23 protein-coding genes are annotated in these 24,836 nt (G+C 60.2%); 14 read left to right on the forward strand and 9 right to left on the reverse strand.

What is annotated here, in order from left to right; translation table 11 throughout:
- Positions 1-8 precede the first annotated feature (8 nt).
- Complete coding sequence (locus KGB06_RS07905) at positions 9-572, reverse strand: TetR/AcrR family transcriptional regulator (protein WP_223513585.1); 564 nt, start codon at positions 570-572, stop codon at positions 9-11.
- Positions 573-786: 214 nt separating this feature from the next.
- Between KGB06_RS07905 and pssA the strand changes: the two genes are divergently transcribed.
- Positions 787-2,130, forward strand: coding sequence for a CDP-diacylglycerol--serine O-phosphatidyltransferase (gene pssA, locus KGB06_RS07910; protein WP_223513586.1), 1,344 nt, complete (start codon positions 787-789; stop codon positions 2,128-2,130).
- Here the strand turns inward: pssA and KGB06_RS07915 are convergent.
- On the reverse strand, positions 2,087-3,304 hold the full coding sequence (locus KGB06_RS07915) for an MFS transporter (RefSeq protein WP_223513587.1): 1,218 nt from the start codon (positions 3,302-3,304) through the stop codon (positions 2,087-2,089). The genes pssA and KGB06_RS07915 overlap by 44 nt on opposite strands.
- Before the next feature lie 219 nt (positions 3,305-3,523).
- Between KGB06_RS07915 and KGB06_RS07920 the strand changes: the two genes are divergently transcribed.
- The 6 genes from KGB06_RS07920 to KGB06_RS07945 all read left to right on the forward strand — a co-directional run bounded on the left by KGB06_RS07920 (position 3,524) and on the right by KGB06_RS07945 (position 10,468).
- Positions 3,524-4,540, forward strand: coding sequence for an AraC family transcriptional regulator (locus KGB06_RS07920; protein WP_223513894.1), 1,017 nt, complete (start codon positions 3,524-3,526; stop codon positions 4,538-4,540).
- 278 nt (positions 4,541-4,818) lie between these two features.
- Positions 4,819-6,483 (forward strand): AMP-binding protein, encoded by a 1,665-nt coding sequence (locus tag KGB06_RS07925; RefSeq protein WP_223513588.1) that lies wholly within the window; start codon positions 4,819-4,821, stop codon positions 6,481-6,483.
- Positions 6,484-6,499: 16 nt separating this feature from the next.
- Positions 6,500-7,261 carry an SDR family NAD(P)-dependent oxidoreductase gene (locus tag KGB06_RS07930; protein WP_223513590.1) on the forward strand — a complete coding sequence of 254 codons (762 nt, stop codon included), beginning with the start codon at positions 6,500-6,502 and terminating at the stop codon, positions 7,259-7,261.
- Between the two features lie 11 nt (positions 7,262-7,272).
- On the forward strand, positions 7,273-8,466 hold the full coding sequence (locus KGB06_RS07935; RefSeq protein WP_223513593.1) for an acetyl-CoA C-acyltransferase: 1,194 nt from the start codon (positions 7,273-7,275) through the stop codon (positions 8,464-8,466).
- An 86-nt stretch (positions 8,467-8,552) separates the two neighbouring features.
- Positions 8,553-9,680, forward strand: a complete 1,128-nt coding sequence (locus KGB06_RS07940; RefSeq protein WP_150779819.1) for an acyl-CoA dehydrogenase — start codon at positions 8,553-8,555, stop codon at positions 9,678-9,680.
- Between the two features lie 14 nt (positions 9,681-9,694).
- Entirely contained in the window at positions 9,695-10,468 is a 774-nt protein-coding gene (locus KGB06_RS07945; protein WP_223513596.1) for an enoyl-CoA hydratase, read from the forward strand.
- A 98-nt stretch (positions 10,469-10,566) separates the two neighbouring features.
- On the opposite strand, the gene KGB06_RS07950 is transcribed toward KGB06_RS07945, so the two are convergent.
- A complete protein-coding gene (locus KGB06_RS07950) occupies positions 10,567-11,718 on the reverse strand; it encodes an acyl-CoA dehydrogenase family protein (RefSeq protein WP_223513600.1) in 1,152 nt (383 codons plus the stop codon).
- A 3-nt stretch (positions 11,719-11,721) separates the two neighbouring features.
- The gene (locus tag KGB06_RS07955) at positions 11,722-12,828 is read right to left on the reverse strand and encodes an enoyl-CoA hydratase/isomerase family protein (RefSeq protein ID WP_223513603.1); all 1,107 of its coding nucleotides are present in this window, start codon (positions 12,826-12,828) and stop codon (positions 11,722-11,724) included.
- 490 nt (positions 12,829-13,318) lie between these two features.
- On the opposite strand from KGB06_RS07955, the gene KGB06_RS07960 reads away from it, so the two are divergent.
- From KGB06_RS07960 to astA, 7 genes are all read left to right on the forward strand, one after another.
- Positions 13,319-14,098: a transporter substrate-binding domain-containing protein gene (locus KGB06_RS07960; protein ID WP_223513605.1), complete on the forward strand. Its 780-nt coding sequence runs from the start codon at positions 13,319-13,321 to the stop codon at positions 14,096-14,098.
- 62 nt (positions 14,099-14,160) lie between these two features.
- Complete coding sequence (locus tag KGB06_RS07965) at positions 14,161-14,886, forward strand: ABC transporter permease (RefSeq protein ID WP_223513609.1); 726 nt, start codon at positions 14,161-14,163, stop codon at positions 14,884-14,886.
- A complete protein-coding gene (locus tag KGB06_RS07970; RefSeq protein ID WP_223513612.1) occupies positions 14,883-15,593 on the forward strand; it encodes an ABC transporter permease in 711 nt (236 codons plus the stop codon). The genes KGB06_RS07965 and KGB06_RS07970 overlap by 4 nt, the downstream gene beginning before the upstream one ends.
- A gap of 62 nt (positions 15,594-15,655) precedes the next feature.
- Positions 15,656-16,417, forward strand: a complete 762-nt coding sequence (locus KGB06_RS07975) for an ABC transporter ATP-binding protein (RefSeq protein ID WP_223513615.1) — start codon at positions 15,656-15,658, stop codon at positions 16,415-16,417.
- A gap of 12 nt (positions 16,418-16,429) precedes the next feature.
- Positions 16,430-16,909, forward strand: a complete 480-nt coding sequence (locus tag KGB06_RS07980; RefSeq protein ID WP_223513617.1) for an Lrp/AsnC family transcriptional regulator — start codon at positions 16,430-16,432, stop codon at positions 16,907-16,909.
- Positions 16,910-17,384: 475 nt separating this feature from the next.
- Positions 17,385-18,323, forward strand: coding sequence for a citrulline utilization hydrolase CtlX (gene ctlX / locus KGB06_RS07985; RefSeq protein WP_223513620.1), 939 nt, complete (start codon positions 17,385-17,387; stop codon positions 18,321-18,323).
- Positions 18,320-19,354, forward strand: a complete 1,035-nt coding sequence (astA, locus tag KGB06_RS07990) for an arginine N-succinyltransferase (RefSeq protein WP_223513623.1) — start codon at positions 18,320-18,322, stop codon at positions 19,352-19,354. The genes ctlX and astA overlap by 4 nt, the downstream gene beginning before the upstream one ends.
- Positions 19,355-19,473: 119 nt before the next feature.
- On the opposite strand, the gene KGB06_RS07995 is transcribed toward astA, so the two are convergent.
- The 5 genes from KGB06_RS07995 to KGB06_RS08015 form a co-directional block, all read right to left on the reverse strand.
- On the reverse strand, positions 19,474-20,181 hold the full coding sequence (locus tag KGB06_RS07995) for an HPP family protein (protein WP_223513627.1): 708 nt from the start codon (positions 20,179-20,181) through the stop codon (positions 19,474-19,476).
- A gap of 161 nt (positions 20,182-20,342) precedes the next feature.
- Entirely contained in the window at positions 20,343-21,521 is a 1,179-nt protein-coding gene (locus KGB06_RS08000) for an MFS transporter (protein ID WP_223513630.1), read from the reverse strand.
- 166 nt (positions 21,522-21,687) lie between these two features.
- The gene (locus KGB06_RS08005) at positions 21,688-23,037 is read right to left on the reverse strand and encodes an MmgE/PrpD family protein (protein WP_223513632.1); all 1,350 of its coding nucleotides are present in this window, start codon (positions 23,035-23,037) and stop codon (positions 21,688-21,690) included.
- Positions 23,034-23,921, reverse strand: a complete 888-nt coding sequence (locus KGB06_RS08010) for a polysaccharide deacetylase family protein (RefSeq protein ID WP_223513634.1) — start codon at positions 23,919-23,921, stop codon at positions 23,034-23,036. The genes KGB06_RS08005 and KGB06_RS08010 overlap by 4 nt, the downstream gene beginning before the upstream one ends.
- Positions 23,914-24,762 (reverse strand): polysaccharide deacetylase family protein, encoded by an 849-nt coding sequence (locus KGB06_RS08015; RefSeq protein ID WP_223513637.1) that lies wholly within the window; start codon positions 24,760-24,762, stop codon positions 23,914-23,916. Before KGB06_RS08015 ends, KGB06_RS08010 begins: the two co-directional genes overlap by 8 nt.
- Positions 24,763-24,836: the final 74 nt, after the last annotated feature.

The following is a 24,836-nucleotide window of genomic DNA, read 5'->3' on the forward strand; positions in this document are numbered from 1 at the left end:
ATGAAGTGTTACAAGTCCAATAACTTTCGCGCCATGCATTGCGCATTATCGGCAGCACTGTGATCACCCATGACAAGCGCCACGGTAATGGCACCGTCGATCAGGATCAGCAGCTGTTTGGCCAGCGTGTCCGGGTCGGTAGCGCCATGTTCGGTGCAGAGCTCGCGCACGTAGTCGAGCAGCTTTTGTTTGTGTTCTTTGGCGACCAGGCGAACCGGGTCTTGCGGGTCGCCGGTTTCGCCGCTGGTGTTGATGAAGGCGCAACCGCGGAAGCCTTCCGAGGTGAACCAGCCCTTGAGCACGGTAAACAGGTTGAGCAGCCGGTCGGCGGGTGTTTCAGCCTGATCGACGGCGTTCTTGTACCAGTGCATCCAGCGCACATCGCGGCGTTGCAGGGCCGCGACAGTCAGTTCTTCCTTGTTGGCGAAGTAGCGGTAAATACTTTTTCTGGAGACGCCAGCGGTTTTCACCAGAAGGTCCATGCCGGTGGCCGCGATGCCACTTTTGTAGATCAACTTTTCGGTGACATCCAGAATGATGTCGCGTGTGTCGTTGCTGGTTAATTTGTTCATGTGACGAACAGTAGAACGATCGTTCTCCTTGGTCAATCTAAAATTTTATCGCCTGGAATGCCGCCATCGCGAGCAGGCTCGCTCCCACAGGGGATCGCATTTCAAATGTGGGAGCGAGCCTGCTCGCGAAGGGGCCCTCAACAACACCGGAAGACCCGAACCGATCCATGGTGTAAGCTCATGAATTCTCTGGATTCGACCCACTGCGAGCCCTATGCCGTCGCTTTTCAAACGCTCTCTGCTGCCCAAACTGCGCAGTTTTCCGCTGACCGCCGATGCCGTCACCATCCTTTCCGGCGCTGCCGAGTTTCGTCGTTGCCTGCTGGAGAAAATCGCCCAGGCCACGCACCGCATCTATATCGTCGCGCTGTATCTGCAACAGGATGAGGCCGGCCAGGAAATTCTCGATGCCTTGCACGCCGCCAAACTCGCGCGTCCGGAACTGGACGTAGTCGTGGTGGTGGACTGGCTGCGCGCCCAGCGCGGTCTGATTGGTGCCGGCAAGCAACCCGGCAACTCGGCGTGGTATCAGGAAGCGACCCGCACCCGTGCAAGTGAAGTGCCGGTGTATGGCGTACCGGTGCAAACGCGCGAACTGTTCGGCGTGCTGCATTTGAAGGGCTTCGTGATCGATGATTGCGTGATTTACAGCGGTGCGAGCCTGAACAACGTTTACCTGCACAAATTCGATAAATACCGATTCGACCGATATCACGTACTGCAGAACCAGGCGCTGGCCAATTCTATGCAGCATCTGATCCAGCACGGTTTCATTGCGTCCAAAGCCGTGCACCGTCTCGATTTGCCGAACCTGCCGACCACCCGTAGCCTGCGCCACGACATCGGCGACTTGCGTAGCCGACTCAAGCACGCGACGTACGACACCACGGCGGGCACCACGCTGAAGGGCGGTTTGTCGGTTAGCCCGTTGCTTGGAGTTGGCAAGAACAATCCATTGAACCGGGTGATTTGCGAGTTGATCGCCAGTGCCCAGCACCAACTGACCATCTGCACGCCGTACTTCAACCTGCCGTTGGCAGTGACCCGGGAAATCAACCGGGCGCTGGGTCGGGGCGTGAAGGTCGACATTGTGGTCGGCGACAAAACCGCCAACGATTTCTACATCCCGCCGAGCGAGCCGTTCAAGGTGATCGCAGCGCTGCCGTATCTGTACGAGATCAGCCTGCGACGCTTTGCCAAAAAGCATCAGCACAGCATCGACAGCGGCAAACTGAACCTGCATTTGTGGCGTGATGGCGACAACACCTATCACCTCAAAGGTATGTGGATCGACCAGCGCTATACCTTGCTGACCGGCAACAACCTCAACCCGCGGGCCTTCCGTCTTGATTTGGAAAACGCGCTGCTGATCGATGACCCGAAGGGCGAATTGCTTGAGCCACGCAAGGCCGAACTGGTCGAAATTTTCCAGAACACCAGCCGCATCGAGCGTTACCAGGACCTCGAAACGCTGCTGGACTACCCGCCGGCCGTGGCCAAGTTCCTTACGCGCGTCAGTCGGGTGCGGATTGAGCGTTTGCTCTATCGGATTCTGTAACGCTTAACGCTGCCGGGGGCTTTGGCCACAGGGCCACCAATAGCAGCAGCGCGGCGGCCACCAGGTAGGGCAGGCGTGGTTCGAGGTCATAGATCAACGTGGCCGCCAAGGGCCCGATGACCACGCCAAACCCTTGCGCCGCGCCAATGGAGCCTGCGGTCGCGCCTTGCTCCGAGGCGTCCACGGCATTCGCTGCCAGTGCGGCGAATGAAGGAAAAACCAGCCCCATCCCGCCCGCCGAAACGAAAAAGCACAGCCACAACCCCCAAGCGGTATTCGCAAGGATGCTGCCGGCAAATCCCACGGATGCCACCAGCGCACCGGCGCGGATCAACCGCAGCGGCGGCCATTCGAGACGTCGCACCACCAATTGCGCAAAAATCAATGCAAAACCGACCATGGTCAGCGCAATGCCCGCCGTTTGCGCGGCGTCGGCCGGGCTCATGCCGAGTCGGTCCAGGGCGAAGAAACCGACGGTGATCTGCGCGATCGACACACACAGCATCGCCACAAATGCGACCGCCATAGGCCGGCGCAGGCGTGGGTCGTTCAGGCGCACCTTGCGCGGTGCTTGCCGCAGGTGCAGTTCCTGGCCCTTGAGCTTGAAGCGCAACACCAGAAAGGCCAGCAACGGCAGGACGGCCATGGCATAGAACGGCAGGCTCAAACTGAAACGCGACAGCAACGCGGCGATGGCCGGCCCGATCACCAGGCCGCAGGCGTTGGCGGCGCCCAAAGCCGCCATGGCTTTGGCACGGTGTTGCGGTTCGATGTTGTCAGCAATCAATGCGTTGCCACCCACTGGGATCGCTGCGTAGAACACGCCGATCAATCCGCGCCCGATCATCAAGCCGATAAACCCCAGCAGTGCCGACGGCAGTAAGCGCAAGGACGCGTCGATGAACAGGCACAAGGCCCAATAGGCGAGGGTGAAGCCAGCTGTGGCGATCAATAGAATACGTCGCCGACCATAGCGGTCACTGGCCTGGCCCCAAGGGCGGGCGAGCAGCATCCAGATCACCCCGGACACCGTCACCGCCGCACCGGCCTGCCAGGTGGCAAGGCCCAGTACCCGGGCAATCGGGCCGATCAGCGAGACGAACGCCATCATCGACATGGAGCAGGCCATGTTGGCAACCATTAAGGGGCGCAGGTCGAAGGCGGGGGTGGTCATGGGTGAGTCTTCCGTGAGCTTTTATAGTTTGCGGGGGATGGTAGCGCGGGTTATGTACAAGCAGGAGAAGTATCTGTGGCAGTGATAATGCCATCGCGGGCAAGTCGAATCGTCGCACCGCCGCTCCTACAGGGGTTTTGGCCCACAGCGGATCTCCTACAGGGAGCTGCGTGCGGTAAGATGCCCGCACTCAAAAAACAACAAGGCTCACCGCGCTCAATGTCGGAAAAAGACACCATCTCCATTCAACTGGTGCGCGAAGCGCTGCTGCAGAGTTGTGCCCCCGGCCAGGCCACCGAAGAGGTGTTGAACAAGGTCGGTATCGAACCAGCGCTGCTGCAAAACGCCAATGCCCGCGTCCCGGCCACCGCGTATGCGCGGCTCTGGCGCTTACTGGCCCGGCGCGGCGACGACGAGTTTTTTGGCATGGACCCGCGCAAGCTCAAGTCCGGCAGCCTGGAGTTTCTGTGCCGCTGTTCGATGGTCCAGCCGAGCCTTGGCGCCGGGCTGACGTCAGGCCTGAGCTTTCTGTCGTTAATGCTTGAACACATGCCCGCGCTGCTGGTTCGCCAACAAAGCCTGGCCGAAATCGTGCTGCTGGAAGACGACCAGGACCCGCGCCGCGCCTTCACCTATTTCACCTATTGGATGATCGTTCATGGCGTTGCCTGCTGGCTGGCTGGACGGCGGATACCGATTCTGGCCGTAGAATTACGCTGCGCAGAGCCGGATTTTTGCGATGACTATCAGGTGATGTTCTCCGAGAACCTGCGCTTTGACCGGCCGCGCACCCGGATGATTTTCTCGGCCGACTGCCTGGATTTGCCGATCAAGCGCAGCGCTGAAGAACTCAAGCGCTTTCTGGCCCATGCACCGGCCAATATTCTGGTCAAGTACCGTGATCCAGAGAGCCTGGCAAGCCGGATCAAACACGATTTGCGGCAACTCCCCGCCGCACAGTGGCCGGAAACCGAGCCGCTGGCGCAGCAACTGTGCATGTCGGCCTCGACCTTACGCCGGCGCCTGGCGGAGGAAGGGCAGACCTATCAAGGGCTCAAGGACAGCGTGCGCAAGGAACTGGCCATTGTCTGGCTGGCGGAGCCGAATATCAGCTTTGCCGAGATCGCCACGCGGTTGGGGTTTGCTGATGCCAGTTCGTTCTACAAGGCGTTTCGCAAGTGGTCGGGGTCTAATCCGGGGCATTACCGGAGTTTGATTCTGAACGAAGCTCACTGATCCTCCGTTGTCGTGCTTGTGCCGACGCCATCGCTGGCAAGCCAGGCTCCTACAGGGGGTTGTGGTTTGAACACTCCCTAAGCCACACCAAAATCCTCTGTAGGAGCCTGGCTTGCCAGCGATGGCATCCGTCCAGGCGACACATCCTTCAAACCTTGGCCAAACCAGTCAAGCAACTTGATAACTTTGACCATTGCCCTGTACTGCCCACGGAGCGAGTATTTCTCTGGTTTTTTACGGTTCCCCCAGCCTAATAAAAATACAAAGGGATTCTGGCAATGCGCGATTATCTGTCTGCTTCATCACAGTTCAATTATCAGCACACCGTCGACGCCGCGCTCAGCGGTTCCCTGCAAGCCCTCAACGCCTGTGTCGAGTGTTGCGACCGACATGCTTTGCCAGGGCGCATCGCGCTGTTCTGGGAAGGTCGCGACGGCGCCAGCGCCACGTACACCTTCAGCGACTTGCAGGACAAAGCCGCGCGCTTTGCCAATTTCCTGCTGGCCCAAGGGGTGAAGAAGGGCGACAAGGTCGCCGGTCTCCTGCCACGTAACATCGAATTATTGATCACCGTGTTTGCCACCTGGCGCATCGGTGCGGTGTATCAGCCGCTGTTTACCGCTTTTGGCCCGAAAGCCATCGAACACCGCCTCGGCAGCTCGGCTGCCAAAGTCGTGGTGACCGACGCGGTCAATCGCTCGAAACTCGCTGAAGTGGCCGACTGCCCGACCATCGTCACCGTCGGCGGTGCAAAAGGCCAAGGTATCGTCCGTGGCGATTACAGCTTCTGGGCCGAGCTGGCCAATTATTCCCCAGATTGCGAACCGGTGCTGCTGACCGGCGAAGACCCGTTCCTGCTGATGTTCACCTCGGGCACCACCGGCCCGTCGAAAGCGTTGTCGGTGCCGCTCAAAGCCATCGTCGCGTTCCAGAGCTACACCCGCGACGCCGTGGATTTGCGCCCCGAAGACGCGTTCTGGAACGTTGCCGATCCGGGCTGGGCCTACGGCATCTATTTCGGCGTCACCGGGCCGATGGCGATGGGGCATCCGATCACCTTTTACGATGGTCCGTTCACCCTCGAAAGCACCTGCCGGGTGATCAACAAATATGGGATCACCAACCTTACCGGTTCACCGACGGCTTACCGTCTGCTGATCGCTGGCGGCGACGAGTTCGCCAAATCGATCAAGGGCAAGCTGCGCATCGTCAGCAGCGCCGGCGAGCCGCTTAACCCGGAAGTGATCCGCTGGTTTGCCGACAATCTTGGTGTGGTCATCCACGACCACTACGGCCAGACCGAACTGGGCATGGTCCTGTGCAACCACCACGCACTGGAGCATCCGGTCCATGTCGGCGCCGCCGGTTTTGCTTCACCTGGCCACCGCATCGTGGTGCTGGACGACCAATACAAAGAACTTGGCGTCGGCCAGCCAGGCATTCTGGCCATCGACCGCACACAGTCGCCAATGTGCTGGTTCAACGGCTACGAAGGCGCACCGACCAAAGCGTTCGTCGGCGACTATTATTTAAGTGGTGACACCGTGGAGTGGAACCCGGACGGCAGCATCAGCTTCGTCGGTCGCAGTGATGACGTGATCACCACATCCGGCTACCGCGTCGGCCCATTCGACGTGGAAAGTGCGTTGATCGAACATCCGGCCGTGATCGAGGCGGCTGTGGTTGGCAAACCCGATCCGGAGCGCACCGAACTGGTCAAGGCCTTCGTCGTGATTTGCGAGCAATACCGCGCCACGCCGGAGCTGGCCGAAGAGTTGCGCCAACATGTGCGCAAGCGTCTGGCGGCGCATTCCTATCCCCGTGAAATTGAATTTGTCAGCGAATTGCCGAAAACCCCAAGCGGCAAATTGCAGCGCTTTATCTTGCGCAACCAGGAAATCGCCAAGGCTCAAGAGGCCGCGGCAAAGAACGTTTCAGCTTGAATCCAAGGAAACAATGATGCAGATCGAAAACAAGGTTTTTCTCGTCACCGGCGGTGCTTCCGGTCTGGGTGCTGCAACGGCTGAAATGCTGGTCGCAGCCGGCGCCAAAGTGATGCTGGTGGACATGAATGCCGAGGCCGTTGCGGCGCAGGCCCAGCGTCTGGGCGCGCAAAGCGTGGTCGCGGACATCAGCAACGAAGCGGCTGCCGAAGCGGCGGTGCAGGCGACGGTCAAAGCCTTTGGCGGCCTGAATGGGCTGGTCAATTGCGCCGGTATCGTGCGTGGCGAGAAAATCCTCGGCAAAAACGGCCCACATGCTTTGGCCAGTTTCAGCCAGGTGATCAACGTCAACCTGATCGGCAGCTTCAACATGCTGCGCCTGGCGTCTGCTGCCATTGCTGAAACCGAGCCGGATGCCGACGGCGAGCGCGGCGTGATCATCAACACCGCTTCGGCTGCCGCCTACGACGGCCAGATCGGCCAGGCTGCTTATGCCGCCTCCAAAGGTGCCATTGTCAGCCTGACCTTGCCCGCCGCCCGTGAACTGGCGCGCTTTGGCATCCGTGTGATGACCATCGCTCCGGGCATTTTCGAAACGCCGATGATGGCCGGCATGACGCAGGAAGTCCGCGATTCGCTGGCCGCTGGCGTGCCATTCCCGCCGCGCCTGGGCAAACCGGGCGAGTACGCCGCGCTGGTCCGGCATATCATTGAAAACAGCATGCTCAATGGCGAGGTGATCCGTCTCGACGGTGCCTTGCGCATGGCCGCCAAGTAAGGAGATTTGTCATGACAATTGCCAACGATCCCATCGTTATCGTCAGCGCCGTCCGTACCCCCATGGGCGGTTTTCAGGGCGAACTGAAAAGTCTGACTGCGCCGCAACTCGGCGCAGCAGCGATCCGCGCGGCGGTCGAACGCGCCGGCATCAAAGCCGAGTCGGTCGAAGAAGTGCTGTTCGGCTGCGTACTGTCCGCCGGCCTCGGCCAGGCACCGGCACGTCAGGCAGCGCTAGGGGCCGGGCTGGATAAGTCGACCCGTTGCACCACGCTGAACAAGATGTGCGGTTCGGGCATGGAAGCGGCGATTCTGGCCCACGACATGTTGGTGGCCGGCAGCGCCGACGTGGTGGTGGCGGGGGGCATGGAAAGCATGTCCAACGCGCCTTATCTGCAGGACCGCGCGCGTAGCGGCTATCGCATGGGCCACGGTCGTGTGCTCGATCACATGTTCCTCGACGGCCTGGAAGATGCCTACGACAAGGGGCGCCTGATGGGCACCTTTGCCGAGGATTGCGCCGAAACCAACGGCTTCACCCGCGAAGCTCAAGACACGTTTGCCATCGCTTCGACCACCCGCGCGCAGCAGGCGATCAAGGACGGCAGCTTCAATGCCGAGATCGTCCCGGTGTCGGTCATGGTCGGTAAAGAACAGGTGATGATCAGCAATGACGAACAGCCGCCGAAAGCCAAGCTGGACAAGATTACTTCGTTGAAACCGGCGTTCCGCGACGGCGGCACGGTGACAGCGGCGAACTCCAGCTCGATCTCCGATGGCGCGGCGGCACTGGTGTTGATGCGCCGTTCCGAAGCCGAGAAACAAGGGCTGAAACCGCTGGCAGTGATTCACGGGCACGCAGCGTTTGCTGACACCCCGGGCTTGTTCCCGGTGGCACCGGTGGGCGCGATCAAAAAGCTGATGAAGAAAACCGGCTGGTCGCTGGACCAGGTCGATCTGTTCGAAGTGAACGAAGCTTTCGCTGTGGTCAGTCTGGTGACCATGGCCAAACTGGAAATCCCCCACGAGAAGGTCAACGTTCACGGCGGCGCGTGCGCCTTGGGCCACCCGATCGGTGCGTCTGGTGCGCGGATTCTCGTAACCTTGCTCTCTGCCCTGCGCCAGAAAGGCCTGAAACGCGGCGTTGCAGCAATCTGCATCGGCGGCGGCGAAGCCACGGCCATGGCCGTTGAATGCCTCTTGTAGGAGCACGGCTTGCCGGCGATGGGGGCCTTGAGATCGCCATCGCGAGCAAGCTCGGCTCCTACAGGGCTTATTTTTAAGGATTTGGCATGATTCCCAATGACGAACAACTGCAGATCAGCGAAGCGGCCCGGCAGTTTGCCCAGGAACGGCTGAAACCGTTCGCCGCCGAGTGGGATCGCGAGCACCGCTTCCCCAAGGAAGCCATCGGTGAAATGGCCGCGCTGGGCTTCTTCGGCATGTTGGTGCCGGAGCAGTGGGGTGGTTGCGACACCGGATACCTAGCCTACGCCATGGCGCTGGAAGAAATCGCCGCCGGTGACGGCGCGTGCTCGACCATCATGAGCGTGCATAACTCGGTCGGTTGCGTGCCGATCCTCCACTACGGCAACGACGACCAGAAAGAGCGCTTCCTCAAGCCCTTGGCCAGCGGAGCGATGCTGGGCGCCTTTGCCTTGACCGAACCGCAAGCCGGTTCCGACGCCAGCGGCTTGAAAACCCGCGCGCGTCTGGAAGGCGATCACTACGTGCTCAATGGCTGCAAGCAGTTCATTACCTCCGGGCAGAACGCCGGGGTGGTGATTGTATTCGCTGTCACTGACCCGAGCGCCGGCAAACGTGGCATCACCGCGCTGATCGTGCCGACCGATTCGCCAGGCTACAAAGTCGCCCGAGTCGAAGACAAACTCGGTCAGCACGCGTCCGACACCTGCCAGATTCTGTTTGAAGACGTGAAAGTCCCGGTCGCAAACCGTCTGGGCGAGGAGGGCGAAGGTTACCGAATTGCCTTGGCCAACCTCGAAGGCGGCCGCGTCGGCATCGCTTCGCAATCGGTGGGCATGGCCCGCGCCGCCTTCGAAGCGGCCCGCGATTACGCCCGTGAGCGCGAGAGTTTTGGCAAGCCGATCATCGAACACCAGGCGGTTGCATTCCGTCTGGCCGATATGGCCACGCAAATCGCCGTGGCCCGGCAGATGGTGCATTACGCGGCGGCATTGAGGGACAGCGGTAAACCGGCACTGGTCGAAGCGTCCATGGCCAAACTGTTCGCCTCGGAAATGGCCGAAAAGGTCTGTTCTTCGGCGTTGCAAACCCTCGGCGGTTACGGTTACCTCAACGACTTCCCGCTGGAGCGGATCTACCGCGACGTGCGGGTCTGCCAGATCTACGAAGGCACCAGCGATATTCAACGCATGGTTATCTCGCGCAATTTATAAGAAGGAGTCCATCTGTGAGTTACGAAACGATTTTGCTGGAAATCCAGGGTCGCGTCGGCCTGATTACCTTGAACCGCCCGCAAGCGCTGAACGCATTGAATGCGCAGATCGTCAGCGAACTGAACCACGCCCTCGATGGACTGGAAGCCGACTCGAACATCGGCTGCATCGTGCTGACCGGCTCGAAAAAAGCCTTCGCCGCCGGTGCCGACATCAAGGAAATGGCCGAGCTGACCTATCCGCAAATCTACATCGACGACTTGTTCAGCGACAGCGACCGCGTGGCCAACCGCCGCAAGCCGATCATCGCGGCGGTCAACGGTTTTGCCCTGGGCGGTGGTTGTGAACTGGCACTGATGTGCGACTTCATCCTGGCTGGCGACAACGCCAAATTCGGCCAGCCGGAAATCAACCTCGGCGTGCTGCCGGGCATGGGCGGCACCCAGCGCCTGACCCGCGCCGTGGGCAAGGCCAAGGCCATGGAAATGTGTCTGAGCGGGCGTTTGATCGATGCCGTGGAAGCGGAGCGCTGCGGAATCGTCGCGCGGATCGTCCCGGCGGATGAACTGTTGGACGAAGCGCTGAAAGTCGCGGCGTTGATCGCGAAGAAGTCGCTGCCGATTGCGATGATGGTCAAGGAAAGCGTCAACCGCGCATTTGAAGTGAGCCTGTCCGAAGGCGTGCGCTTTGAGCGTCGGGTGTTCCATGCGGCGTTTGCGACGCAGGATCAGAAGGAAGGGATGGCGGCGTTTATTGCCAAGCGTGAGGCGGAGTTCGTCGGTAAGTAATGTAGCGTTCTTGCTGACGCCATCGCGGGCAAGCCCGGCTCCCACAGGTTATACGCAATCCTGTAGGAGCCGAGCTTGCTCGCGAAGCTTTTAAGGCTTCAAACCAGATAGTTTTTGAGTTCGCGGGCGATCACCATTCGTTGAATCTCGCTCGACCCTTCGTAAATCTGCGTGATCCGCGCATCCCGGTAGTACTTCTCCACCGGATAGTCTTCCAGATACCCATAACCGCCATGAATCTGAATCGCGGACGAGCACACCTTCTCGGCTATTTCCGAGGCGAATAGTTTGGCCTGTGATGCTTCCGACAGGCAGGGTTTGCCGGCTGTGCGCAGGCGTGCCGCGTGCAGGATGAGCAATCGCGCGGCGTTCAACTGCATGTGCATGTCGGCGAGCATATTGGCGATGCTCTGGTGTTCATTGATCGTTTTGCCGAACTGCACCCGATCCCGTGAATAAGCCAGCGCTGCTTCGAACGCCGCACGGGCAATGCCCAACGCTTGCGCGGCGATGCCGATGCGGCCGCCTTCGAGGTTGGACAGGGCGATGGCCAGGCCTTTGCCACGTTCACCTAGCAGGTTGGCTTCGGGAATCGTGCAGTTGTTCAGCGTCACTGCGCAGGTGTCGGAGGCGCGGATGCCCATCTTGTGTTCGGTGCGATCCACGATAAAACCGGCGGTGTCGGTCGGCACCAGAAACGCCGATATACCGCGCTTGCCCAGGTCCGGATCGGTCACGGCAAACACAATCGCCAGTTTCGCCCGTTTGCCGTTGCTGACAAATTGCTTGGCTCCGTTGATCACCCACTGGCCGTCGCGCAGTTCGGCGCGAGTGCGCAGGTTGTGCGCTTCGGAACCCGCTTGCGGTTCGGTCAGGCAGAAGCAGCCGATGGCCTGGCCGCTGGCGAGATCCGGCAGCCAGGTCTGTTTTTGTTCTTCAGTGCCATAGTTCAAAACGGGGCCGCATCCGACGGAGTTGTGGATGCTCATCAGCGCACCGGTAGCACCGTCGCCCGCTGAAATCTCTTCCACCGCCAGCGCGTAGGCGACGTAGTCGACATAGGTGCCGCCCCATTCTTCAGGCACCACCATGCCCAGCAGGCCCAGCTCACCCATCTTCGCCACCAGACCGTCGTCGATCCAGCCAGCCTTTTCCCAGGCTTGTGCGTGGGGCGCGATCTCGCCACGGGCAAAATCCCGGGCCATGTCGCGGATCATGACTTGCTCTTCACTCAATTCGATATCGTGCATGGCTCAGTTCCCGCTTTCATCAAGGCCGGTGAAGAAACTCGCGACGTGCTCGGCGTCCAGCGCCTGCAAGGTCGGCGGATTCCAGCGCGGGCTCTTGTCTTTGTCGATCAGCAAGGCGCGCACGCCTTCGATCAGGTCGCCGCGCTCGAACCACTGACGGTCCAGGTGCAGCTCAAGGGCGAAGCAATCCTCCAGATCCAAGTGCCGACCGCGACGGAGCATTTCCAGGGTCACACCCATGGCCAGGGGCGAACGGCTTTGCAGCAAGTCGGCGGTGGTGACCGCCCACTCACGGCTATCAGCAATCGTCACTTCACGCAGTTGCTCAACAATACTCGGCACATCGGGCAAGGCGAAGAAGTGGTCGATGGCCGGGCGCAATGCTTCTAACGGTGCATCGGGCAGTTGCTGTACCGCGAGTTTAGACAGCAAGCCCTGGAGGTCTTTGAGCGGCGTGTCGTGCCATTCGAGCTGATCGAGCTTCTCGTCAAGCGTGGCCAGCTTTTTACTGTCCAGATACCAGTCGGCAAGCCCGCAATACAGCGCATCGGCTGCGCGAATCTGTACGCCGCTGACGCCGAGGTACATCCCCAATTCGCCGGGGATGCGTGGCAGGAAATAGCTGCCGCCGACGTCCGGGAAGTAACCGATGCCAACTTCCGGCATCGCCAGACGGCTTTTTTCGGTGACCACCCGCAAATCCGCGCCTTGCACCAGGCCCATACCGCCGCCCAGCACGAAGCCGTCCATCAAGGCGAGTACAGGTTTACGGTAGTGGTGAATCGTCAGGTCGAGGGCGTATTCCTCGACAAAGAAATCCTGGTGCAGTGTGTCGCCGCTTTTGTAGCTGTCATACAGCGAGCGAATATCGCCACCGGCACAGAAGGCTTTCTCGCCGGCACCGCGTAACACCACAGCATGCACCTGAGAATCCTGAGCCCAGGCGTCCAGCTGACGTTGCAGGTTGCGCACCATGTCCAGGGTCAAGGCGTTAAGGCCGGCGGGGCGGTTGAGGGTCAGGTGACCGATGTGGTTGCGAACCTCGGCCAGCACTTCGTTTTGCGTGGCGTCCATGGACGAAGTCCCCTTCGATAAAACCTGAGCAGTCATCACTAACTCCCTGCTTTTATTGTTCTTTATAGAGATGCTCGCGCGCGAGCGATGCTGGATCGTACCAGTGCAAATTTGTGATGTACAACCCGGATATATGCAGGTTCTGTCTGCGTTTTTGCCTTAAGGCTGCTCGAAGGTTCGCAGCCTTCGGCGGCGCCGGCCTGGACCTATAGAAGCTGTCGAAGGCTTCTTCGATGACCGACGACAGAATCGGCTGTGAAACGCCTGCGTTCAGCGCAGTTGAGCTGTCTGGACCGGGCCTTACGACACCTGCGCCGTCCCGGCAATTGGCATTCTGGCGGTCCGTTTCAAGCACAACTGCGCTGCGCTTGAAGCGGCTGCACCCCGACGACTGGCTCGACCGGTCGATAACAACAACAAATACGGCTGCGGTGAATACCGCATCGACTCTCTGCCCCTGTCAAAAAGTGTGGTTCGGCGCCAGCGCCAGGCCGCGATAACTCCAAATAATCCGGGACTCAAGAAGATGAACATCAAATGGCTGACCTTGCCGGCACTTGCGTTGCTGTGCTGCTCCACTGGCGCCAGCGCCAAGGAATGGAAAGAGCTGCGCTTCGGCGTCAACCCAAGCTACCCACCTTTTGAATCCACCACCGCGGATGGCGGTGTGCAAGGGTTTGGCGTGGACCTGGGCAATGCGATCTGTGTCGAGCTGAAGTTGACGTGCGTGTGGGTCAGCAATGATTTTGACGGGCTGATCCCGGGCCTCAAGGCCGGCAAATTTGATGCGATCGAGTCCTCGATGACCGTCACCGATACACGCAAAAAACAGATCGACTTCACCGATCGCCTGTATGCCGGGCCGACCGCCATCGTCACCCGCAAAGACTCCGGGTTGCAGCCCAACGTCGAGTCCCTGCGCGGCAAGACCATCGGTTACATGCAGGGCACGATTCAGGAAACCTACGCCAAGGCCAAACTGGGGCCGGGTGGCGTGAAGCTGCGCGCTTATCAGAATCAGGACCAGGTGTACGCCGACCTGGTTTACGGCCGTCTCGATGCGTCGATTCAGGACAAGCTGCAAGCGCAGATGAGCTTCCTGATATCGCCTCAGGGCGCAGACTTCCAGAACAGCGAAGGCATCAGCGACCCCCTGGTGCCGTCGGAAATCGCCATTGGTGTGCGCAAGGACAACGAAGAACTCAAAGGCATGCTCAATGCCGCCATCAAGGCCCTGCATGACAAGGGCATCTACGCGCAGATCCAGCAGAAACACTTCGGCGATCTGGACCTCTACAACAACTGATCCTCGCGCCCCGGTCGCTGTGTTGCAGTGACCATTGGGGCGCCTCAAGACAGGTGACTGGCGTGAATTCCTTCCTGAATCTGATCGGGGTCGATCTCTCGGCCCTGCAAGGCTATGGCCCGTTGTTGCTGCATGGCACCTGGGTCACCCTCAAACTGGCGGCGCTCTCTTTGCTGGTGAGCATGGCGCTGGGGTTGCTCGGTGCGGCGGCGAAGTTGTCGCCGCTGAAGCTGTTGAACCTGCCGGCGACCTTTTACACGACGCTGATTCGCGGTGTGCCGGATCTGGTGCTGATGCTGCTGATTTTCTACAGCTTGCAAGGCTGGCTGAGCAGCCTGACCGAGGCCATGGGCTGGCCCTACATGGAAATTGATCCGTTCGTGGCGGGCATCGTCACCCTCGGTTTCATCTACGGTGCGTATTTCACCGAGACCTTTCGCGGGGCGATTTTGAGCGTGCCACGCGGTCAGCAGGAAGCTGCCGCGTGTTTTGGCTTGAATCGCTGGCAGCGCTTTCGCTTTGTGGTGTTCCCGCAAATGATGCGCTTCGCATTGCCGAGCCTGGGCAACAACTGGCTGGTGTTGCTCAAGGCCACGGCTTTGGTATCGATCATTGGTTTGTCGGACCTGGTCAAAGTGGCGCAGGAGGCCGGTAAGAGCACGTTCAACATGCTCGACTTTTTGCTGCTGGCAGCGGCGTTGTATTTGCTGATCACCAGTGCTTCGAACTACGTCTTGCGCGTGTTGGAGCGGCGCTATAACCAAGGCGTGCGGGGGATGGCGCGATGATCGAATTAATTGCCGAATACTGGAAACCCTTCCTGTTCACCGACGGCGACACACTGACCGGCCTGGCCATGACCTTGTGGTTGCTGGTGGCGAGCATCGTGATGGGGTTCTTCCTGTCGCTGCCCCTGGCGATCCTGCGGGTTTCGCGATGGGGCGCGCTACGCTGGCCGGTGCAGTTGTTCACCTATGTGTTTCGCGGTACGCCGCTGTATATCCAGTTGCTGATTTGCTACAGCGGTATCTACGGTATCGCGGTGGTACGTTCGCAACCGCTGCTCGAAGCGTTCTTTCGCGACGCAATGAACTGCACGTTGCTCGCGTTCACCCTGAACACCTGTGCCTATACCGTCGAAATCTTCGCCGGGGCGATTCGCAGCATTCCCTACGGTGAAATCGAGGCCGCCCACGCCTATGGCCTGAGCGGATGGCGCCTGTATGTGCAGTTGATCCTGCCTTCGGCGCTACGTCGGGCGCTGCCGTATTACAGCAACGAAGTGATCCTGATGTTGCACGCGACGTCGGTGGCGTTCACCGCCACCATTCCGGACATCCTCAAAGTCGCCCGGGATGCCAATGCCGCGACCTTCATGACCTTTCAGGCCTTCGGCATTGCCGGTCTGCTGTACCTCACGCTGTCTTTCGGCCTGGTCGGGGCATTCCGGCTGGCGGAGAAACGCTGGCTGAGTTTCCTCGGTCCGGCTCACTAATTCTTCCCTCCAGAACAGAGCAGAGCCACGTCGAGACCGGCGCGGCTGCAGGAGTTTTCCGCATGTACAAACTCACGGTTGAAAATCTGTATAAACGTTTTGGTGACAATGAAGTGCTCAAGGGCGTCTCGTTGAATGCACGGGCAGGGGACGTGGTGAGCATGATCGGCGCCAGCGGATCGGGTAAGAGCACCATGCTGCGCTGCATCAACTTTCTGGAGCGCGCGGACGAAGGCGCCATCGAACTGGACGGCGAGCGCATCATCACGCGCCAGGGCGCCGGCGGCATGCGCGTCGCACATCCGGCGCAGTTGCAGCGTTTGCGCACGCGGTTGGCGATGGTGTTTCAGCACTTCAACCTGTGGAGTCACCTGACGGTGCTGGAGAACATCGTATTGGCGCCGTGTCGGGTGCTGGGGGTGAGTCGCAAGGCTGCCGAAGACAGCGCGCGGGCCTATCTGGACAAGGTCGGCTTGCCGCAACGGGTCGCCGATCAATACCCGGCATTTCTGTCTGGCGGGCAGCAACAGCGTGTCGCGATTGCCCGGGCATTGGCCGTGGAACCGGAGATTCTTCTGTTTGACGAACCGACCTCGGCACTCGATCCGGAACTGGTGGGCGAGGTGTTGAAGGTGATTCAGGCGCTGGCCGAAGAAGGCCGCACGATGTTGATGGTGACCCACGAAATGGGCTTCGCCAGGCAAGTGTCCAGCCAAGTGTTGTTCTTGCATCAGGGACGGGTTGAGGAGCAGGGTGATGCAACGATGCTCGATCAGCCCAAGAGTGAACGTTTACAGCAATTCCTATCGGGTCGTTTGAAGTGAGGCAAGAAGTACATGTCGGAAATCCGCGATCTGTCGATCGTGCTTGATCGTATCGATCAGGCAATCATCGAGGTGTTGCGCCATGACGGGCGCATCACTTATCAAAAGCTTTCCGAGCGCGTTCACCTGACGCCCAGGCCCTGCCTGGAACGGGTGCGCAAGCTCGAGCAGCTCGGGGTTATCCGTGGTTACGGCGCGATTCTCGATGAGAAGAAACTAACGCCCGGCTTATCGTTGCTGGTGTTGGTGGCGCTGTCGAACCAGAGCGGGCGGGCGGCGCAAAAGGCGTTCGAGGCCAAAGTCCGTGCCTGCCCGCAGGTGCTGGAGTGCCGCTTGATCAGCGGCGCGTTCGACTACAGCCTGCGCATGCGTTGCCGGGACATGGAGCATTACCGGGTGCTGACCGAAGTCTGGTTTGACGATCCGGATTTGCACATCGACAAGTTGGTGAGCCATCCGGAACTGGCGATGGTCAAGACCACGATGGAATAAAGCCGCCCACGATCGTTGTAGCAGCTGCCGAGCCTGCGAGGCTGCGTTCGGCCGCGCAGCGGTCGTGAAATCAGGCGGCGCGATGTTTCAGTAAAACCGAGTGCACAGGGTTTACGACGACTTCGTCGCCGAACGCAGCCTCGCGGTGCTCGGCAGCTGCTACAGATGGTCAAGACCACGATGGAATAAAGCCGCCCACGATCGTTGTAGCAGCTGCCGAGCCTGCGAGGCTGCGTTCGGCCGCGCAGCGGTCGTGAAATCAGGCGACGCGATGTTTCAGTAAAACCGAGTGCACAGGGTTTACGACGACTTCGTCGCCGAACGCAGCCTCGCAGGCTCGGCAGCTGCTACAGAATCGGCTGGTGGATCGTGAATCTTCAGCCGTTTTCATCATCCCGCACCCCCTTATCAACCGGGTTTTCCGCGCGCCGAAACAGACAATGAGTCCCTCTCAACCCTCATTGAAGCCGTGCCCATGCAAACCACCAATACCGTTTTGATGATTCGCCCGACACGTTTCTCCTTTAATCAGGACACGGCGGCGAACAACCGTTTCCAGCGTCCGGCAGCGATGTCGGAGGATGTCCAGCTCAAAGCCCTGCAAGAGTTCGATGGCTACGTCGCCGCGTTGCGTGAGCATGGCGTCGAAGTCGTGGTTCACAACGATCGCGAAGCGCCGCATACCCCGGACTCGATCTTCCCAAACAACTGGTGGAGCAGCCACCCGGACGGCACGTTGGTGCTGTACCCGATGCAGGGCCATAACCGCCGGCTGGAACGGGACAAAGGGGTACTCGATTGGTTGCGTGACGAGTATCGGGTGGAGCAGATGCTGGACCTTTCCAGCCTCGAACAGCAGGAAGTGTTCCTGGAAGGCACCGGCAGCATGGTGCTGGATCGTCAGCAACGGATTTGCTACGCCGGTTATTCCACGCGCACCCATGCGCGTGCGCTGGATCAGTTGGTCGATCATCTGGGGTATGAACTCTGCGCTTTCAACGCGGTTGACCGCCAGGGTGTCGCGATTTACCACACCAACGTGATGATGAGTGTCGGCACGCGGCTGGCCGTGGCTTGCCTTGAGTCTGTCACACAACCCGGCGAGCGCCAGGCCTTGCATAAACGGCTGGAAGACAGCGGCAAGCAAGTCATCGCCCTGAACTGGGCGCAGCTGGAATCCTTCGCCGGCAACATGCTGGAAGTTCACAACACCGCGGGCGAACCCGTGCTGGTGATGTCGCGCACGGCCTGGCAATCGCTGGATGCCGGCCAGCGCCGCTTGATCGAAACCCACACCACACCGCTGCCGGTGAATATCGACACCATTGAACGCATTGGCGGTGGCAGCGCTCGCTGCATGCTGGCCGAAGTCTTCCTGCCCAAACACTTTGCTGCCAAGGAGCAACTGCAATGATCGTGCGTCCCGCCACACCCGCAGACTTGCCGGCACTGCTGGCCCTGGCCCATAGCGCCGGTACCGGCTTGACCACTTTACCCGCCGATGCGACGCGTTTGCGCCAGCGTCTGGAATGGGCCGCGAAAACCTTCTCGGGCAAGGCCGAACGGGCCGATGCCGACTATCTGTTTGTGCTGGAGAACGACCAGCACGAAGCCATCGGCATTTGTGCGCTGGCCGGTGCCGTCGGCCTGCGTGAGCCCTGGTACAACTATCGGCTGGGTCTGTTTGTCGCCGCCTCGAAAAATCTCGGGATCAATCAGCAACTGCCGACCTTGTTCCTGGGCAACGACATGACCGGCCATTCGGAGTTGTGTTCGCTGTTCTTGCATGCCGATCACCGAAGCGGGCTGAACGGCCGGTTGCTGTCCAAGGCGCGGTTCCTGTTTCTGGCGGAGTTTCGCCAGCACTTCGGCGACAAGGTCATCGCCGAGATGCGCGGCTACTCGGACGAAGACGGTGTATCACCATTTTGGGAAGGCCTGGGGCGGCACTTCTTCAAGATGGACTTCGCTGATGCCGACTACCTCACGGGCCTTGGCAACAAGACATTCATTGCCGAACTGATGCCCAAGTTTCCGCTGCCGACCTGCTTGCTACCCGAGGCGGCACGAACGGCGATCGGCCGGGTGCATCCCAACACCGAACCGGCGCTGGGCATGCTCAAGGCTGAAGGTTTCGAGCATCGCGACTACATCGACATCTTCGACGGTGGACCGCTGATCGAATGCGCCACCGGGGATATCCGTGCGGTGCGTGACAGCCAGGTGCTGCAATTGAGCATCGGCACCCCGGGAGAGCAGGCTGCGACTTATCTGATTCATAACCGCCAATTTGCCGAGTGCCGGATTACGGCGGCACCGGCGCGAGTGGCGGCGGGTACGTTGATTGTGGATGCGCAGACGGCGAAAACCCTGGGTCTGAGTGCGGGTGCGTCGGTGCGTGCGGTGAGCCTGGCGGTGCCAGTGCGGCAATTGTCAGCGGCCTGATTTTTTAACCTGCACCGAACCTGTGGGAGCGAGCCTGCTCGCGAAAGCGGAGTGACAGCCAACTTCGATGTTGAATAGTCGTACGCTTTCGCGAGCAGGCTCGCTCCCACAAGGATTCGTCAGATTCTGTTTCTGAGTACTTCGCTGATACTGCGCCGCTTGGCGTGCAATTCACTGGCATGAATCAGTTGTTCGAGGTCTTCAGGGGTGACGTCGAAGAACGCTTCCATGTCTGCCAACGCCAGTTTCAGGTCCTGGGCGGTGATCGCCTGGTTGTCGATGGGCGGGTGGTCGGCGGGTATCACGGCCACCGGTTCGCTGGCGCGTTTCGGGTAGCGGATGCGCGTCAGGTTGTTGTAGGCCAGGGCGCTGAGCAGCATCGCTGAGGCGCCGAGCATCACCGGGCCGAGGGCTTTCCAGTCCATGGCGATGGTGGCCGGGTCGGCCAACACCAGCGTCAACGCCAAAGCGCCGGCTGGTGGATGCAGGCAACGCAGCCAGCACATCAGAATCAGCGCCATGCCCGCCGCCAGACAGGCACTGCCGAGGGTTCGTCCAAGCACGTGGGCGACCAGCAGCGAAATCACCCCGGCGCTCAGATAGCCGCCAAGAATCGACCACGGCTGGGCGAGGGCGCCGGAGGACACGGCGAACAGCAACACCGCCGAAGCGCCCAGTGGACCGATCAGGTGCAGTGCCACATCGATGCCAAACACTTGCCCGCAAACCCAGACGCTGAGCATCGTCCCAAGCGCCATGCCGATGGCGGCGCGGCTCCATTCGGAAGGTCGGGTGTTAATGGCGGCAGGCAACCAGCGAGCGAGCATGATGAAATCGATCCGTAGGCAAAAACTTGAGCAAAAAAAAAGGCTTGGCTGGGATACCCAGAAAGCCCTTGAAGTTGTTCCAACTATTGGGGGAGGAACGGGGCACAGTGTGCCGTTGATTCCAGACTCTTACAAATTCATATTAATGAAGCTTCAGTGCATTAATTTTGCAGTATGGCGACCCGCCGTCCGCTCATGAAACAGAGGAAACCACCCATCGCGGTCAGTGTGCTCAGGGCATAGAACATCGTGGGCGCGGGCGTGTGCATCAGCAGGAAGCCGCAGATCACCGGGCTCAGTGCGCCGCCGAGCGCTGCGAGGTTCTGTGCACCGTAATAGCTGCCGCGTAGTTCTTCCGGGGCCAGGGTGTCGACGAAGAGGAATTCGGCGGGGTAAATGATCATCTCGCCGAGGGTGAAGATGAACATGGCCACACACCACGACACCAGGCTATCGGCCAGGCTGAAGCCGATTAATCCGACGATAAACAGGCTGGTGCCGCCGGCGATCCAATAGCGCAGTTGTTCTCGCTTGAGAAACCGGCCGATCTGGTATTGCAGCAGGATCACGCTGATGGCGTTGCATGCGAGCAGGGCGGCCATGGTGTCCAGGGCCCGTTTGGAGTCGTGGGTCACCAGAAGGTATTGCGAAAGGTACAGGGTGAACCGGCCGTGCACCACGGTACTGAGCAGGCAACCACAGGTGAACATGATCAATGTGCGGTCGTTTTTCAGGGTGGTCAGCGTTTTGAGAAAGCTCTGGGGCTGACCGATGGCGGGTGCCGGGGCCGAGTCCTTGGGAATCCCGATCATCAGGAAGATGCTGAAAAACGCGATGCCGCCGGCAATCAAAAACGGCGCAATCGGGTACACGCCGGCAATCACCACGCCGAGCATCGGCCCGGTGGCATAGCCGATGTTGGTCAAGGTGTAGCGCAGCGAAAAGGCCTTGGCGCGCTGGCCCATGGGCAGGTTTTCGCTGAGGATCGCCTTCGATCCGATCAGGAACAGCGCGGAGGCGGTTTCGGTAATCACCAGTGTGGCGGTGGTCAGGTAGAGGTTTTCGGCGAACGTCAGCAATACAAAGCCGATGGCACTTGAGAGCATGGCGAGGATCAGCAGGCGGCGCTTTTCGAGGCGGTCGATGATGTAGCCGCCGTAAAGCGCGAGCAGGGTCGCGATGAATACCGCGATACCCAGCAGCAGACCGACGTCCTGTTGGTTGAGGCCGAGTTTGTTGCTCAGGAACAGCGTGAGCAGCGGGCTGGTGATGGCGCGGCTGACGACAATTGTCAGGGACACGATCATCAACCGGCGGATAACGAGCGAGTAAGTAACCACGGGGGGGCAAATGTCCTTATTTAGTTACTGTAGTGTTCGCCGAGGGACCGAGTTGCGGCCAATCGCGAGCAGGTCGAATTGTCGCACCGTCGCTCCCACAGGGGGACGCATTCCAATGGTGGGAGTGAGCCTGCTCGCGATGGCGTCAGCCGATTCAACACCTTGATCAACCCAGCCACCGATCCAGCGAACGAACCGATTCCATCTCATCCAGCCGCCACAACTGCCCAAGCAACTCTGTCGCCTGCTCCTGCGACATCACCCGCCCAGCCAGACTGAAAAATTTCTGTTCCAGCGCCGCATCACTCAGCGGATTGCCCGGTGCACCCAGCGGCAATTGAACACACAGGCTCGCCTGCCGACCGTCCACGGTTCGCAAGCTGACGACGGGCTCGCCATCCTCTGACAACTGCGGGTCCACTTCAAGGCAAATGCGCGACATCCAGTGCGCGATGCGCGGATCGTTACGCTGTGTCTCGTCATACGCTTGCAGCCGGCAATGACCGTGAACCAAGCGTGCAGCCAGGGCATACGGCAAGCTCATCTGCGCCGCCGCCAGTGTGCTCACCTCCTGGCCACCGCACATATTTTGAAGAAACTCGCACAGCGAAACATGAATGTCTTCCACTTGATCGACTTCAACCTGCAATTGATCCAGCAACAGCCCCAATGCGTCGATGGCTGAATGTGTTCCCCGGCAAGAGGCGTAAGGCTTGATCGAGCAGCGGGCGAGTTTCCAGACGACGCCGAGATCTGCATCCAGCGCCTCTGGTTGAGACGTCACACCGGCGAGGGTTTTCAGAAAACCGCCCCAGACGTCATCGAACAACATCGTCGGCCCGCTGATGCCTTGTTGGGCAAACCGCGTCGCCAGCAATCCACCTTCAGCGGCTCGGCCACTGTGCAGTTTTTTGCTGTGAGAACCGTCGTGGATAAAAGCCCACAACCCGCCACTGAAACTGCCGGCGATGCCCAGCGCCGATAACGTTTGCTGAATATCCAGGCGCAGAATCCGTGCGCTCGCCGCAGCGGCGCCGAAGACACCGCACGTTGCGGTGGAATGCCACCCCGCGCCGTTGTGCGCCGAATAACCGCCGCAGGCTTCGAGCACCCGACGGCCGACTTCGTAGCCAATGACCACGGCGGTGATCAGTTCGCGGCCGCTCACAGGGGTTGGCGACATCGATACTGCCGCCATGACTGCCGGCAGCACCACCGCGCCGGAATGGTCACAGCCACCGGTGTCGTCCAGTTCCAGGGCATGGGCAGCGACTCCGTTGAGCATGGCCGCCTGAATAGCCCCGACCCGCTGTCCAGTGCCCCAGACCAGGGTTTCGCCGGTTTCACCCGCGAATACGTGCTGTGCCAGTTTCGCCACGTCACTGATAGAACCGGCCAACGTCGCACCGAAGGTATCGAGGATGTGCCGTTTGGCTTGCGCCACCAAGGCCGGTGGCAAGTCCTCATAGCGTGTATCGACGCAAAACTGCGCCAGTCGATGCATGCGTTCGGTCATATCAAGTAGTCCCGATAATGGCGCTCATACACGCAGGCCGGGTGGTCCTCGGTCACTGCCTGTGCCGAGTCAGCCCACCATTGTGCGACCTCACCGGCCGTGGCGATCCACACGTCATCGTGCTGCTGAATGCCCTCAAGCAATTCGCGCAGCACACCGATTCGTCCCGGCGTGGCAATGATCTCCGGGTGCAACCGCAGCACGTAGCACAGACCAAACCGGTGGAATCCGGCGAAATCCATTTGCAGGTTGCCCAGGGTGTGGCTGTAAGAAGCGATCCGTGATTGTGCGGGGGGCACGGCGGGGCTGAGGTTGAAGGCGAAGTAGGGCTCGTCTTCCATTTCATAGTGCAACGGCAGTTCAATGATGTCGGGCGCGGTCGGGTGCGCGAACGGCAAGTCATCGCCACGCCACGACGAGGACCAGCGAATGCCATGATCCCTCAATGCCTCGATGAAACCCGGCGCACCGTTGCCGGCCGGGATGCGAAATCCCGTTGGGCGCTGGCCAGTCAGCGCCATCAGCGCCGCGCAACCTTTGGCAATCTCGGCGCTCTGTTGGGCGAGATCGAGCGTGTCGTAGTTCTGATGGCGATAGCCTGAGCAGGCGATTTCATGCCCGCCTGCCTGAATCGCGCGGATGTGATCGGGGTTTTCCTCGGCGACGATACCCGGAATGCACCAGCTGCTGGTCACCCCCAATTCCTGGAATAAACCAAGCAAACGCTCGACACCGCGTTGAGTGCCATAACGCCAGACGGACAGCGTCTTGTCGCGCCCGGCTACTTCAGGCGCCTGAGTCAGAATGCCGTGGATGTCGTTGTAATCAACGGTCAACACAACGGCGCAGCGCTTGCTTTTGGGCCAGACAGTGGAATCAGCCATGGTGATGCTCCTTCAGCCACCACTGGGCGACATCGCGGCACGTGGCGAACCACACGTCATCGCGCTGGCGCATGTGTTCGAAGAGTTTTTCCAGTAACAGGATTCGCCCCGGTTTACCGGTGATCTTGGGGTGGAACAGGGTGGTCAGGCACAGGCCTTCGTTCATCGCGCCATCGTATTCGCGACACCAGTTGTCGAGCGTCAGCTCATAGCTGGCGGTGCGATCCAGGCCGCAAGGGAAGTCCGGGGCGCGGGTGTAGGCGAGGGAGGCGTAATCGTCCATTTCCCAGCGACCGGGGATTTCCACCAGTGGCGTGTCGTGGCCGGGCACTTTCACCAGATACGGCCGGTCATCGCCGCGCATGCTGCTGGAATAGGTCACGCCGGCTTCAACCAGCATCGCCGGGGTCTCGGCGCGCCAATCGCCGGAGGGAGTGCGGAAGCCTTCGGCGCGGATGGCCAGGTGCTTCCAGAACACCTCGCGGGATTTCTTCATAACGTCCTTTTGCTGGTCCAGCGACAAGGCGTAAAAGGATTCGTGTTTGTAGCCGTGGTAAGCCACCTCATGCCCGCGCTCGACAATCGCCCGGCACTGTTTCGGCCAGTTCTCTACCACCCAGGCCGGAACGAAGAACGTGGTCGGGATCCGGTACTCGTCGAGCACATCGAGGATTCGCGGCAGTGCCCGGTAAGGGCCGTAACCGCCGAAACCGAAGTACTCGGGCTTGTGCCAGATCGAGCCGTTGAGCATGGCATCGCCAGTCGGGCCGTCGAGGTCGAAGGCCAGGGCGAGGCAGGCTTTGTGCTGGTCTGGCCAGGTGGGTTGCAGCGAGGAGGACATCAGTGGCACTCCGCAAAATTAAGGTTGAAACACCCGTAGCAGCTGTCGAGCCTGCGAGGCTGCGTCCGGCGGCG

The organism is Pseudomonas sp. GL-B-19 (assembly GCF_019956415.1).
Taxonomy (GTDB): Bacteria; Pseudomonadota; Gammaproteobacteria; order Pseudomonadales; family Pseudomonadaceae; genus Aquipseudomonas.